16 protein-coding genes are annotated in these 13,326 nt (G+C 65.8%); 12 read left to right on the top strand and 4 right to left on the bottom strand.

Annotated features, from left to right (window positions below):
* The first annotated feature begins 34 nt into the window (after positions 1–34).
* The 6 genes from coxB (at position 35) to BLR24_RS10735 (ending at position 4,859) form a co-directional block, all read left to right on the top strand.
* A complete protein-coding gene (gene coxB / locus BLR24_RS10755) occupies positions 35–1,213 on the top strand; it encodes a cytochrome c oxidase subunit II (RefSeq protein WP_093016633.1) in 1,179 nt (392 codons plus the stop codon).
* A 55-nt stretch (positions 1,214–1,268) separates the two neighbouring features.
* Positions 1,269–2,900: a cytochrome c oxidase subunit I gene (gene ctaD / locus BLR24_RS10750; protein WP_093016631.1), complete on the top strand. Its 1,632-nt coding sequence runs from the start codon at positions 1,269–1,271 to the stop codon at positions 2,898–2,900.
* A gap of 32 nt (positions 2,901–2,932) precedes the next feature.
* Positions 2,933–3,049: a cytochrome oxidase small assembly protein gene (locus BLR24_RS30900; RefSeq protein WP_217636317.1), complete on the top strand. Its 117-nt coding sequence runs from the start codon at positions 2,933–2,935 to the stop codon at positions 3,047–3,049.
* 25 nt (positions 3,050–3,074) lie between these two features.
* Positions 3,075–3,701: a cytochrome c oxidase assembly protein gene (locus BLR24_RS10745; RefSeq protein ID WP_093016629.1), complete on the top strand. Its 627-nt coding sequence runs from the start codon at positions 3,075–3,077 to the stop codon at positions 3,699–3,701.
* Positions 3,698–3,913, top strand: a complete 216-nt coding sequence (locus BLR24_RS10740) for a DUF2970 domain-containing protein (RefSeq protein ID WP_093016627.1) — start codon at positions 3,698–3,700, stop codon at positions 3,911–3,913. The genes BLR24_RS10745 and BLR24_RS10740 overlap by 4 nt, the downstream gene beginning before the upstream one ends.
* Positions 3,914–3,977: 64 nt before the next feature.
* A complete protein-coding gene (locus BLR24_RS10735) occupies positions 3,978–4,859 on the top strand; it encodes a cytochrome c oxidase subunit 3 (protein ID WP_093016625.1) in 882 nt (293 codons plus the stop codon).
* 74 nt (positions 4,860–4,933) lie between these two features.
* Here BLR24_RS10735 and BLR24_RS10730 read toward each other — a convergent pair whose 3' ends face one another.
* Entirely contained in the window at positions 4,934–5,155 is a 222-nt protein-coding gene (locus tag BLR24_RS10730; protein WP_175543248.1) for a twin transmembrane helix small protein, read from the bottom strand.
* Between the two features lie 36 nt (positions 5,156–5,191).
* On the opposite strand from BLR24_RS10730, the gene BLR24_RS10725 reads away from it, so the two are divergent.
* Genes BLR24_RS10725 through BLR24_RS10700 form a run of 6 tightly spaced genes read left to right on the top strand, consistent with a single transcriptional unit; the run spans position 5,192 to position 10,293 of the window.
* On the top strand, positions 5,192–6,001 hold the full coding sequence (locus BLR24_RS10725) for an SURF1 family protein (RefSeq protein WP_093016623.1): 810 nt from the start codon (positions 5,192–5,194) through the stop codon (positions 5,999–6,001).
* Complete coding sequence (locus BLR24_RS10720) at positions 5,985–6,668, top strand: VOC family protein (protein ID WP_093016621.1); 684 nt, start codon at positions 5,985–5,987, stop codon at positions 6,666–6,668. Before BLR24_RS10725 ends, BLR24_RS10720 begins: the two co-directional genes overlap by 17 nt.
* Positions 6,669–6,677: 9 nt before the next feature.
* On the top strand, positions 6,678–7,892 hold the full coding sequence (locus tag BLR24_RS10715; protein WP_093016619.1) for a COX15/CtaA family protein: 1,215 nt from the start codon (positions 6,678–6,680) through the stop codon (positions 7,890–7,892).
* On the top strand, positions 7,889–8,794 hold the full coding sequence (cyoE, locus tag BLR24_RS10710; protein ID WP_093016617.1) for a heme o synthase: 906 nt from the start codon (positions 7,889–7,891) through the stop codon (positions 8,792–8,794). Before BLR24_RS10715 ends, cyoE begins: the two co-directional genes overlap by 4 nt.
* A 21-nt stretch (positions 8,795–8,815) precedes the next feature.
* Positions 8,816–9,427 (top strand): SCO family protein, encoded by a 612-nt coding sequence (locus tag BLR24_RS10705; RefSeq protein ID WP_175543247.1) that lies wholly within the window; start codon positions 8,816–8,818, stop codon positions 9,425–9,427.
* Positions 9,428–9,453: 26 nt separating this feature from the next.
* On the top strand, positions 9,454–10,293 hold the full coding sequence (locus BLR24_RS10700) for a DNA alkylation repair protein (RefSeq protein WP_093016613.1): 840 nt from the start codon (positions 9,454–9,456) through the stop codon (positions 10,291–10,293).
* A gap of 46 nt (positions 10,294–10,339) precedes the next feature.
* On the opposite strand, the gene rpoH is transcribed toward BLR24_RS10700, so the two are convergent.
* The 3 genes from rpoH to ftsY form a co-directional block, all read right to left on the bottom strand.
* Positions 10,340–11,281 carry an RNA polymerase sigma factor RpoH gene (rpoH, locus tag BLR24_RS10695; RefSeq protein WP_093016611.1) on the bottom strand — a complete coding sequence of 314 codons (942 nt, stop codon included), beginning with the start codon at positions 11,279–11,281 and terminating at the stop codon, positions 10,340–10,342.
* Positions 11,282–11,428: 147 nt separating this feature from the next.
* The gene (locus tag BLR24_RS10690) at positions 11,429–11,893 is read right to left on the bottom strand and encodes an Mpo1 family 2-hydroxy fatty acid dioxygenase (RefSeq protein WP_093016609.1); all 465 of its coding nucleotides are present in this window, start codon (positions 11,891–11,893) and stop codon (positions 11,429–11,431) included.
* Between the two features lie 127 nt (positions 11,894–12,020).
* Positions 12,021–13,325 carry a signal recognition particle-docking protein FtsY gene (gene ftsY, locus BLR24_RS10685; RefSeq protein ID WP_093016607.1) on the bottom strand — a complete coding sequence of 435 codons (1,305 nt, stop codon included), beginning with the start codon at positions 13,323–13,325 and terminating at the stop codon, positions 12,021–12,023.
* Position 13,326 lies beyond the last annotated feature (1 nt).

Below are 13,326 nucleotides of genomic sequence, written 5' to 3'. Positions count from 1 at the left end.
GGGTTTGTTGAAAAAATTGAGAAACGTGAACACGATGAAGAGCATTTGGCGCAACAAGTACAGGCCGGCGAATCTGTTGCTGGCGGCCGGCGCGGCTTTCAGCGGCGCGGCGCACGCAGTCAACGATCTGCCCGGCGGCCCCTCGGTGCGCCAGCTGAACCTTCCGCTTGGTGTCACCAAGATCGCGCAGGAACAGCACTTCCTGCACACGGTGATGATGATCCTGTGCACGGTCATCTTCGTCGCCGTGTTCGCGGTCATGTTCTATTCGATCTGGAAGCACCGCAAGTCGGTCGGCCACAAGGCGGCCAACTTCCATGAGTCGGTAGTGGTCGAGGTCATCTGGACCATCGTTCCCTTCATCATCGTGATCGTGATGGCGCTGCCCGCCACCAAGGTGCTGGTGGCCCAGAAGGACACCACCAACGCCGACCTCACCATCAAGACCACCGGCTACCAGTGGAAGTGGGGCTACGACTACCTGAACGGCGAAGGCGAAGGCCTGGCCTTCATCTCCACGCTCGACAGCTCGCAGCGGGCCATGTCCGACGCCGGCGCCAAGGGCCCTATGCCTGACGACTACCTCTTCAAGGTCGACAACCCGCTGGTGGTGCCGGTCCAGAAGAAGGTCCGCATCATCACCACCGCCAACGACGTGATCCACGCGTTTGCCGTGCCGCAGCTCGGCATCAAGCAGGACGCGGTTCCCGGCTTCGTGCGCGACACCTGGTTCCGCGCTGAAACCGTGGGCGACTACTACGGCCAGTGCCAGGAGCTCTGCGGCAAGGAACACGCCTACATGCCCATCCACGTGAAGGTGGTCTCGGCCGCCGATTACACGGCCTGGGTCGACGGCAAGCGCAAGGAAGCCGCGGCCAAGCTCGACGATCCGGGCAAGGTCTGGGCCCTGCCCGACATGATGACGCGCGGCGAGAAGGTCTATGCCGCCAACTGCGCGGCCTGCCACCAGGCCAACGGCAAGGGCGCCGGCCCGATCAAGCCGCTGGATGCCAGCCCCAAGGTCGTTGACGCCGACCACAAGGTTCAGCTGCAGGTGCTGCTCAACGGCCAGAACAATGGCGCGATGCCCTCCTGGAAGCAGCTGAGCGACACCGACCTCGCGGCCGTTGCCACCTATACCAAGAACAGCTGGTCGAACAAGACGGGCCAGCTGGTGCAGCCGGCCGAAGTTCTGGCCTTGCGCGGCAAGTGATCGCGAAGATCCAGCCCAAGCGCCCCGCGACGAAGAAATTGCAAGGAACAACGAAATGAGTGCAGTCCTCGACCCCCACGGTCACGCCCACGACGGCCACGCACACGACGAGCACCACGCAGCGCCCACCGGCTGGCGCCGTTGGGTGTTCGCCACCAACCACAAGGACATCGGCACGCTCTACCTGCTGTTCAGCTTCACGATGCTGATGGTGGGCGGCGTGCTCGCGCTGATGATCCGCGCCGAGCTGTTCCAGCCCGGCCTGCAACTGGTGAATCCCGAGCTGTTCAACCAGTTCACCACCATGCACGGCCTGATCATGGTGTTCGGCGCCATCATGCCGGCGTTCGTGGGCTTCGCGAACTGGATGATCCCGCTGCAGATCGGCGCCTCGGACATGGCGTTCGCGCGCATGAACAACTTCAGCTTCTGGCTGCTGATCCCCGCGGCGCTGATGCTCGTGGGTTCGTTCTTCATGCCCGGCGGCGCACCGGCTGCCGGCTGGACGCTCTACGCACCGCTCACGCTGCAGATGGGCCCCTCGATGGACGCCGGCATCTTCGCGATGCACATCATGGGCGCCTCGTCGATCATGGGCTCGATCAACATCATCGTCACCATCCTCAACATGCGCGCCCCCGGCATGACGCTGATGAAGATGCCGATGTTCTGCTGGACCTGGCTCATCACCGCCTACCTGCTGATCGCCGTGATGCCCGTGCTCGCAGGCGCCATCACCATGACGCTGACCGACCGTCACTTCGGCACCAGCTTCTTCAACCCCGCCGGCGGCGGCGACCCGGTGATGTATCAGCACATCTTCTGGTTCTTCGGCCACCCCGAGGTCTACATCATGATCTTGCCGGCCTTCGGCATCATCAGCCAGATCGTGCCGGCGTTCTCCCGCAAGCGGTTGTTCGGCTACGCCTCCATGGTGTACGCCACCTCGTCGATCGCGATCCTGTCGTTCATCGTCTGGGCGCACCACATGTTCACTACCGGCATGCCGGTCACGGGCCAGCTGTTCTTCATGTACGCGACCATGCTGATCGCGGTGCCCACGGCCGTGAAGATCTTCAACTGGATTGCCACCATGTGGCAGGGCTCGATGACTTTCGAGACCCCGATGCTGTTCGCGGTCGGCTTCATCTTCGTGTTCACGATGGGCGGCTTCACCGGTCTCATCCTGGCCATTGCCCCGATCGACATCCAGCTGCAGGACACCTACTACGTGGTGGCCCACTTCCACTACGTGCTGGTGGCCGGCTCGCTCTATGCGATGTTCGCGGGCTATTACTACTGGGCGCCCAAGTGGACGGGCGTGATGTACAACGAAGCGCGCGGCAAGCTCCACTTCTGGTGGTCGCTGATCTCGTTCAACGTGACCTTCTTCCCGATGCACTTCCTGGGCCTGGCCGGCATGCCGCGCCGTTACGCCGATTACCCGATGCAGTTTGCCGATTTCAACGCCGTGGCGTCGATCGGTGCCTTCGCATTCGGTCTTGCCCAGGTCTACTTCTTCTTCTTCATCGTGTTGCCGAACATGCTCGGCAAGGGCGAGAAGGCGCCGCAAAAGCCCTGGGAAGCCGCTGAAGGCCTCGAATGGGAAGTGCCGTCGCCGGCGCCTTTCCACACCTTCGAGAACCCGCCCAAGCTCGACGCGACCGCCACCAAGGTGATCGGCTGAGCGCTTCCCGCCCTCCGGCCCGCATGACCACAATGACCTCGCCCGAACAAAGAAGGAACAACCGACGCATGGGGCTCACGCTGGCCTCCATCGCCGTGCTGTTCTTCCTCGGATTCCTGGTCCGCATGATCTGGTTCAGCGGACGCTGAAGCAGCAGCGAACGGAGCCGCCCGCATGAGCCTCGGTCAACGCATCAAGCGCGCCAATGTCCGCATGGTCGGCAAGCTGGCCGTGGTGGCCTGCGGCATGTTCGCGTTCGGCTATGCCCTGGTGCCGCTTTATCGCGCCATCTGCGAGATGACTGGCATCAACATCCTCGCGCTCAGCGAGCTCGAGGTGCCGGGCGGCGCGAGCGGCGGCAAGAACGTGCGCGTGCCCGACAACACCCAGGTCGACACCACGCGCACCATCACGGTCGAGTTCGACTCCAACGTGCGCGGCGGCCTCTGGGACTTCAAGCCCGCCGAGCGGACGATCCAGGTGCACCCCGGTCAGCTCAACACCGTGATGTACGAGTTCCAGAACGTGCAGAACCGCCGCATGGCGGCACAGGCCATTCCAAGCTATGCGCCGCAGCAGGCCGCGCCGTACTTCAACAAGCTGGAGTGCTTCTGCTTCAACCAGTACACGCTCGATCCGGGCGAGAAGAAGCAGTGGCCCGTGGCCTTCGTGATCGACCCCAAGATCTCCAAGGACGTGAAGACCATCACGCTGTCGTACACCTTCTTCGAGGTCGGCGGCAAGACGCCCGCGGCCCCGGTGGCTGCCGTTTCGAATGCTGCCCATGAGCCCCGTTCGTGACCGCCCCGAACACGCCGCCCAAGGCCACGCTGTGGGACACGGTGAAGGCCGTCTGCTGGTCGTTCTTCGGAGTGCGCAAGAAAAGCGCCTACCAGGACGACCTGGCCAAGCTGAACCCGCTGCACATCATCGCGGTGGCTTTTGCGGCGGTCATCGTTTTCATCGTCGGCCTGGTGCTGCTGGTGCGCTACGTGGTTGCGCACGGCGCATGACCCAAGCGGCCCGAGAGATCCAGAACCCATCGAATCGAGAGAAGAAAGAAAGCCAGGAGCTGATATGAGTTCAACCACCCACGGCACCACGCCCTACTACTTCGTGCCGGGGCCATCGGCCTACCCGGTCATGGCCGCAACCGGCCTGTTCTTCGTGATTCTGGGCGCGGGCCAATGGATCAACGGCCACCAGTGGGGCGCATGGTCCTTGCTGATCGGCATGGTGGCATGGCTTGCCACCCTGTTCGTATGGTTCCGCACTGCCATCGGCGAGAGCGAAAGCGGCCAGTACGGCCACAAGATCGACCTCTCGTTCCGCTGGAGCATGAGCTGGTTCATCTTTTCCGAAGTCATGTTCTTCGGCGCGTTCTTCACCGCGCTGTGGTGGACCCGCACCCATTCGCTGCCGGCCCTCGGCAGTCTCGAGAACGCGCTGCTCTGGCCCGACTTCAAAGCCGTGTGGCCCAGCATTGCCGCCGGCGTCACCGGCTCACCGGCCGACATCGTCGAGCCGTTCCAGACCGTCGGCCCGTTCTGGCTGCCCACGATCAACACCGCGCTGCTGCTGAGTTCGGGCGTCACGCTCACCATTGCCCACCACGCGCTGCGTGCCGGCCATCGTGCGCAGACCATCCGCTTCATGTGGCTCACCGTGCTGCTCGGCGTGCTCTTCCTTGGCGTGCAGGGCTATGAATACCATCACCTGTACACCGAACTGAACCTCAAGCTCAGCTCCGGCGCCTACGGCTCGACCTTCTTCATGCTGACCGGCTTCCACGGCATGCACGTGTTCATCGGCATGCTGATGCTGCTGTTCATCACGCTGCGCCTGCAAAAGGGCCACTTCACGCCGGAGCGCCATTTCGGCTTCGAAGGCGCGGCCTGGTACTGGCACTTCGTGGACGTGGTGTGGCTCGGCCTTTACACATTGGTTTACTGGCTTTGAGCGAACCCCGCGGCATGCAGACAAAAAGGCGCCGGAAGGCGCCTTTTTCATGGTTCTCGTGGAACGAGCACCATCTACTTGCCGACCGGGAGCCCGGTGGGCTGGATGTAGCCGAATTTCCAGGCCAGCAGCATGCAGAGGAACAAAAACACGGAGATGCCGATCCGAAAGGTGAGCGCGCGCGCCATGCCGCCGCTCTTGGCGCGTCCGTTGCGCCCGTCTTTCAGCATGTAGAAGAGCGCGAAGGCAAGGCTCGCGAAGATGCCCACGAAAGCCAGGGCGACGAAATATTTCATGACTCCGATTATCGGCCGCACGCCTCATCCGCTCCAGTGACGCCAGAGCCTCTTCACCCTGCCAGGGCGAGGCCGAAGCGAGGCCGTTTCCTGCTGGTCACGCTGGCCGCCGTGCTGACCGTGTCCGCCACGGTGTCGCTGGGCCGCTGGCAGCTCTCGCGCGCGGCGCAGAAGGAGGCGCTGCAGGCCGAGATCGAATCGCAGAAGCAAAAGCCGCCACTTGCCCAGGCCGATTTCCTGGCGCTCGAAGCGCCGGCCGGCGAACTGCATCGACCGGTGCGGTTGCGCGGCCTCTGGCTGAGCCCGCAAACTGTTTACCTGGACAACCGGCAGATGCATGGCGTTCCGGGCTTCTACGTGCTGACGCCCTTTGCCCTGGAAGGCAGCGACCAGACCGTGATGGTGCAGCGCGGCTGGGTGCAGCGCAATTTCAATGACCGCACGCAGCTGGGCGCGGTCGATACCCCGCCGGGCATCGTCGAAGTCACTGGCCTGATCGAACCCCCGCCCGGCCATTTGTTCGAACTCGGCAAGCCGGCGGCCGCCGCCTCGGCACCGGACGCCGCGGGGTCTTCGCCCATCCGGCAGAATCTCGACCTGGAAGCGTTCCGCGCCGAAACCAAGCTGCCGCTGCGAACCGATGTGTCGCTGCAGCAGATCGGCCCCGCTTCCGAGGGGTTGCAGCGCGACTGGCCGGCCCCCGCTCTGGGTCTGGAGAAGCACTACGGCTATGCATTCCAGTGGTTCGGGCTCTCGGCCCTCGTGGTAATCCTCTATGTCTGGTTTCAATTCATTGCCCCCTTCCGCCGCTCGAGGCGCCGCGCACGCGATGCAAGCAGCTTCTGACGAGCCGCTGGGCCTGACGGTGCATTCGATGCCGTCGCCCAACCAGGCGCTTGACGGCGCCGAGGGCCGGCGCACGGTCGTCGGGCGCTGGAAGATGATCGCGGTGATGCTGATGTGCGCGGCGCCGGTCATCGCGTCGTACTTCACCTACTACGTGATCCGGCCCGAGGGGCGCAGCGTCTACGGCGAACTCATCGATCCCCAGCGTACGCTGCCCGTGCTCGCCAGCACCGACCGCAACGGCGCGCCGGTCGATCTTTCCACGCTCAAGGGCCAGTGGCTGCTGGTTGCGGTGGCCGATGCGGCCTGCGACGCGCTTTGCGAGCAGCAGCTCTACCTGCAGCGCCAGTTGCGCGAAAGCCTGGGCCGCGAGAAAGACCGGCTCGACCGCGTCTGGCTCGTGAGCGACGCAGCCCCCATTCCGGCGCGGCTGGACCATGGCCTGCACGGCGCCACCGTGCTGCGGGTGCCGGCCGAGCAGCTCGCCAAATGGCTCGCGCCTGTAGCAGGCCATGGGCTGGCCGAGCACCTGTACGTGGTCGATCCCATGGGCAACTGGATGATGCGCTTCCCGGCCCGCATGGACACCCAGGGCGCAAGCCGCGCCAAGCGCGACCTCGACCGCCTGCTGCGTGCCTCCGCCTCCTGGGACGAGCCCGGCCGCTGAGACCGCACGATGGACACCGGCTCGCTCTACGACCTCACGCCCATCGCCTGGCTGATGGCGGCCGGCGTGCTGATCGCGCTCGGCCCGCTGGTGTGGGTGTGGCGCCGCAATGCGGGCGGCGGGCCGGCGCGCCGGCTGCATGCGCTCACCGTGCTGACCCTTTTCCTCACCTTCGACCTCACGCTGTTCGGCGCCTTCACGCGGCTCACCGATTCGGGCCTGGGCTGCCCCGACTGGCCGGGCTGCTACGGCAACGCGAGCCCGGTCGGCGCCAGCCACGAGATCGCCATGGCGCAGTCGGCCCAGCCGACCGGTCCGGTCACGCACAGCAAGGCCTGGGTCGAAATGGTCCACCGCTACCTGGCCACCGGCGTCGGCGTGCTCATCCTCGCGCTTGCGGCCGCCACCTGGATCGTGCGGTGGCGCCAGCGCCGCCTGCCCGCGCCGGCGGAGGGCGAGCACGCCACGCTCAGCGCATGGTGGCCGGCGTTCACGCTGGTCTGGGTCTGCCTGCAGGGCGCATTCGGTGCCCTGACCGTGACCTGGAAGCTGTTTCCCGCCATCGTCACGCTGCACCTCTTGGGCGCCGTGGTGCTGCTGGCGCTGTTGTGCATCCAGGCGGTGCGCTACCGGCAGGCCGCGGCGGACCGCTTGCCCACGGCCGTGTTGCCAGCGCTGCGCAATGGCCTTCTCGCGACCTCGGCCTTGCTCCTGCTGCAGATCGCGCTCGGCGGCTGGGTCAGCACCAACTATGCCGTGCTGGCCTGCACCCAGTTCCCGACCTGCCAGGGCAGCTGGTGGCCACCGATGAATTTTGCCCAGGGCTTCCAGATCTGGCGCCACCTGGGCGTGACCGGGGAGGGCGCTCCGCTCGATTTTTCAGCGCTCACCGCCATTCACTACGCGCATCGCCTGATGGCCTACGCCGTGTTCGCTGCGCTGGGCGTGCTCGCGTGGCAGCTGCGCCGCATCGAACCGCTGCGGCCGCAGGCCCGCTGGCTCGCAGGGCTGGCCTTGCTCCAGCTCGCCACCGGTCTTGGCAACGTGCTGCTCGGCTGGCCGCTCGCCGCCGCGGTGCTGCACACCGGCGGCGCCGCGGCGCTGGCCGTGGTGCTGACCTGGGCGCTGTGCGAGAGCCGCCGCGGGGCCGCCGCCGCCGTCGCGGACGACAGAGACAAGGCGCCAGGCGCCCCACATAACAACCAGAGGGAGGCCACCGCGTGAGCACGCCGATTTCCGTGCAGCAGACAAGCACTGCCAACGTGCTGCGCCAGTTCTACGCGCTGACCAAGCCGCGCGTGGTGCAGCTGATCGTTTTCTGCGCCCTCATCGGCATGGTGCTGGCCGTGCCGGGCCTGCCTTCGTGGGCCGACGTGCAGCGCGCCGTGTTGGCTTGCATCGGCATCTGGCTGGTGGCGGGCGCGGCGGCGGCGTTCAACTGCCTGGTCGAAAAGGGCATCGACGCCAAGATGAAGCGCACCGCCTGGCGCCCCACGGCGCGCGGGCAGCTCAGCGACGTGCAGGCGCTGGTGTTTTCGGCCCTGCTGTGCGTGGCCGGCTCCGTGCTGCTGTGGTTCCAGGTCAATCCGCTCACCATGTGGCTCACTTTTGCCACCTTCGTTGGCTATGCGGTGATCTACACCGTCATTCTCAAGCCGCTGACGCCGCAGAACATCGTGATTGGCGGCGCCTCGGGTGCGATGCCGCCGGTGCTGGGCTGGGCCGCGATGACGGGCGACGTGGGGCCGGAAGCGCTGATTTTGTTCCTCATCATCTTCCTCTGGACCCCGCCGCATTTCTGGGCGCTGGCGCTCTACCGCGTCGAGGACTACCGCAAGGCCGGCCTGCCGATGCTGCCCGTCACGCACGGCAATGAGTTCACGCGGCTGCAGGTGCTGCTCTACACCTTCATCCTGTTCGCGGCCTGCCTGATGCCTTTCATCTACGGCATGAGCGGCTGGCTCTACCTGGCGGTGGCGGTGGGCGTGAGCATCGGTTTCACGGGCTACGCCTTTGCGCTCTGGCGCAACTACTCCGACACGCTGGCGCGCAAGACCTTCCGGTTTTCGCTGATTCACCTGAGCGTGCTGTTCGCGGCATTGCTCGTCGACCATTACCTGCGCTGAATTGATCGAATGCCTGCCTCCATGAACAAGCGAAACGCCCTTCAACTATTGGCCGGCGGTGCGGCATGGGCGGGCGTTGCCGCCACGCTGGGGCTTGCGGCCTGCAGCGAGCCCAGGCCCAGCTTCAATGCGGTCGACATCACGGGTGCCGACTACGCCAAGGACTTCTCGCTGAAGGATGCCGACGGCAAGGTCCGCACCCTGGCCGACTTCAAGGGCAAGGTCGTGGTGCTGTTCTTCGGCTACGCCCAATGCCCCGACGTGTGCCCGACCACCATGACCGAAATGGCGCAGGTCAAGCAGCAGCTCGGCAGCGACGGCGACAAGCTGCAGGTGCTGTTCGTCACGGTCGATCCGGCGCGCGACACGCCCGAGGTGCTCAAGGCCTACATGGGCGCGTTCGACCCGGGCTTCGTCGCGCTGATTCCCACGGCCGATCAACTCGTCACGACCGCCAAGGACTTCAAGGTCTATTTCAAGAAGGTCGAGGGCAAGACCCCCACCAGCTATTCGATGGACCATTCGGCTGCGAGCTTCGTGTACGACGCCCAGGGCCGGCTGCGGCTCTACGCCCGCTATGGCGCCGGCGTGGCGCCCATGGTGTCGGACGTGAAGGCGCTGCTCAAGTCCTGACCGGGGTCGCCGCAGCCCGCTCGCCCATGGACGCCGCCGTCGCCCTGGTCTCCGTCGATCATCTGAAGGTGCGCAAGGGCGCCTTCCGCATCGCGCTCATTCCGCCCGAGGTGCTGCGCGCGCTGAACGACGGCTTGCTCGAAACCGTCAACCTCAACAAATTCCTGGCGCTCGAGCTGCCGCAGCTCGCGCGCAGCGTGGCGGGCCACATCGGGCTCGATCCTGCGAGCGAGCGGCTGGTCGATACGCTCGCCATGCTCGGCGCATTCAAGCCGATGCAGCGGCACGGCCACATTGCGCGCGCCCTCTGCGACCTGGCGGCACTGCATGCAGAGCGTGATGCCGTCGCCCACCGCCTCGCCACGCACGCGAGCGACGTGGCGCGCTGCTGGGCCGCGCAGTGGGTCACGCTCTCGGGCCTGCCGCTGGCGGCGCAGCTGGAGGCGGTGCGCCGCTTTGCCGCCGATCCGCACTTCGGCGTGCGAGAAATTGCCTGGATGGCGGTGCGCGATGCGGTCGTCGCCTCGCTCGATGAGTCGCTGGCGCTGCTGCAGCCGTGGACGGCCGATGCCGACCCGAACATCCGCCGATTTGCCAGCGAACTCACGCGTCCGCGCGGCGTGTGGTGCGCGCAGATCGATGCGCTCAAGGCCGAACCCTGGCGCGCCTTGCCGCTGATCGAGGCCTTGCGGGCCGACGACAACCGCTACGTGCAGAACTCGGTCGCGAACTGGCTCAATGACGCGAGCAAGACCCAGCCGGAGTGGGTCGACCGGCTCTGCACGCGCTGGCTCGATGAATCCGACACGCTGGCCACCCGGTACATCGCCAAGCGGGCCCTGCGAACGCTTTCGAAACAGGCATGAAAAAGCCCGGATGACCGGGCTTTTGAGGGATGAGGAGTGGCGACGCTCAGGCGTAGTCGGCCAGCGCCTTCTTCATCTTCTTCATGGCCGCGACTTCGATCTGGCGAATGCGCTCGGCGCTCACGCCGTACACCGCCGCCAGGTCGTGCAGCGTCATGCCGCCCGAACCGTCGTCGTTGACCTTGAGCCAGCGCTCTTCCACGATGCGGCGGCTGCGGTCGTCGAGCGCTTCCAGCGCGGTGGCGATGCCGTCGCTCGAAAGCCGGTCGCGCTGCTGCGATTCGAGCAGGGCGGTCGGTTCCTGCGTGGCGTCGGCCAGGTAGGCGATCGGGCCGAAGGCTTCATCGCCGTCGTCCGAAGGGCCCGGATCGAGCAGTACGTCGCCGCCCGACAGGCGGGTTTCCATCTCCAGCACTTCTTCAGGCTTGACGTTGAGCCGGGTCGCCATTTGCGACACCTCTTCAGGGCTCAGCGTTTCGCGGTGCGTGCCGTTGTCGGCCGCGGCCGAATCTGCCTTGAAGCCTTGCTTCATCGAGCGCAGATTGAAAAACAGCTTGCGCTGGGCCTTGGTCGTCGCGACCTTGACCATGCGCCAGTTCTTCAGGATGTACTCGTGGATCTCGGCCTTGATCCAGTGCATGGCATAGCTCACGAGCCGCACGCCCTGGTCGGGGTCGAAACGCTTCACGGCCTTCATGAGGCCGACATTGCCCTCCTGGATCAGGTCGCCGTGCGGCAGCCCGTAGCCCAGGTACTGGCGTGAAATGGAAACCACGAGGCGCAGGTGCGAGAGGATCAGCGCACCGGCCGATTCGAGGTCGTTGTGGTCGCGCAAGCGGCGTGCGAAGCCCTGCTCTTCTTCGAGCGTGAGCATTGGCAGGCGGTTGGCGGCCGAAATATAAGCATCCAGGTTGCCCAGCGGCGGCACCATCGACCATGGATTGGCGACGGCGAGCTGGTTGGCAGAGGCTCCAGACAGCATGGTCATCAGGGGAAACTCCTTTGTATTGGGCATATTAGCACTCGATTAGAGGGAGTGCTAAGGCAAGGGTTCCCCCTAAGTTTCTATCGCGCCGATAGGCAAACCTGTCGGCCGGACATTGATCCGACCTGCGGCATTGTCCGACCCGAAGCCCTACCAGCGGATACCCAAGCGTAAAAACAGCCTCGAAAGTACAAAGAGGGGCCCCACCCAGAGATATTGGATGTCTTCGAAGAAGGAAGGTTTCTTGCCTTCGATCTTGTGGCCGATGAACTGGAAGATCCATGCCACGACGAAGATGGCGGCGGAGACCGGCAGTACAAGGCCTCCCATGGCATGAATCAGCGCCAGTAACAGTGCCGTCCCGACGAGCATAGTGGCCAGAAACACGGGGGAGCGCAGGGTGGCGTAGTACACCAGGCTGGCCGCCACGAAGCCGTAGGCCACCCAGGGATGCAGCGCAAACAGCAGGCCGACGATGCTCAGCATGATGGCCGGGATCGCGACGAAGTGGATCAGCTCGTTGGTCGGGTGGCGGTGGCTTTCGCCATAGTGGGCCAGCAGCCGGTCGACCTTGCGGTCGCCAGTTGCCAGCGGGGCGTCGGCTGTGCGCAGCATATTTTGTCTCCAGGGCGCCGGTCGATGCGGCAGGGTATCCGGATGGTGCCCCCGCGCGGAGCCGGTGGCAAGTGCTATGAAAGCGGTAGCAAGACGCCGCATCAGGGAGCCGGCCAGGCTGGCCGCCTCAGCCCAGCAGCGCCTGTGCGAACTCGCGCGCATTGAAGGTCTCGAGGTCTTCGAGCTTCTCGCCCACGCCGATGAAGTAGACCGGGATCGGCCGCTCGCGCGCAATGGCGCAGAGCACGCCGCCCTTGGCCGTGCCGTCGAGCTTGGTCACGACAAGGCCGGTGAGGCCCAGCGTCTCGTCGAAGGCCCTGACTTGCGCCAGGGCGTTCTGCCCGGTGTTGCCGTCGATCACCAGCAGCACCTCGTGCGGTGCCGTGGCGTCGGCCTTGGTGACCACGCGCTTGATCTTCTTGAGCTCGTCCATCAGGTGCAGCTGCGTAGGCAGCCGGCCGGCGGTGTCGACCAGCACCACGTCCTTGCCACGCGCCTTGCCGGCCGTCACGGCATCGAAGCTCACAGCGGAGGGGTCGCCGCCTTCCTGGCTCACGATCTCGACCGTGTTGCGGTCGGCCCAGACCAGCAGCTGCTCGCGCGCCGCCGCCCGGAAGGTGTCGGCCGCCGCCAGCAGCACCGAGGCGCCCTCGTTGGCCAGGTGCTTGGTGAGCTTGCCGATGGAGGTGGTCTTGCCCGCGCCGTTGACGCCGGCCACCATGATCACCGTCGGCGTGAACTGGCCGATCATCAGCGGCTTCTCGAGCGGCTTGAGCAGGTCGGTGATCGCGTCGGCCAGCAGCCGCTTCACTTGCGCCGCGTCGGTCGCCATCTGGCGCTTGACGCGGCCGCGCAGGTCGTCGAGCAGAAACTCGGTGGCCTTGACGCCGGTGTCGGCCATCAGCAGGGCGGATTCGAGCTCCTCGTACAGCGCGTCGTCGATCTGGGCGTTGACGAACACCGCCTGGATGCCGGTACCGGTCTTGCGCAGGCCAGTCTTGAGCTTGTTGAACCAGCCCTTGCGCTCGGCCGCCATGGCTGCGTCCGTGATGAGGGCGGGGAGCGGTTCATCCGGCTCGGAGGGCGCAGGTGCTGGCGCCGGCACGGGCAAGGGCAAGGGCGCCGGCACGGGCGCGAGGATCGGCGCAGCGGGAGCGGCCACCGGCGGCGGCGGGGGAGGAGGCGCCACTGCAGGCGGTGGGGCCGGCACTGCGGTCGGAGGCGCCGCTTCCTCAACCGCGGGTTTCGAGCCGAACCAGCTCGACGGCGAAAACACCGAACGCGCAGACGCAGACGCAGACGCAGACGCAGACGCAGACGCAGACGCAGACGCGGGCGCGGGCTCGGGGGCTGGTGCCGGCTCGGCGGCCGGGGAGGGCGCCGGCGCGGCCGGTGATTCGGCAGGCGGTTTTTTCTTGAAGAAACTGAACATC

This window comes from Variovorax sp. OV700, from assembly GCF_900099805.1.
Taxonomy (GTDB): domain Bacteria; phylum Pseudomonadota; class Gammaproteobacteria; order Burkholderiales; family Burkholderiaceae_C; genus Variovorax.
The sequence above is the reverse complement of the archived record's forward strand: the minus strand, read 5'-3'. Positions and strand labels throughout refer to the sequence as shown.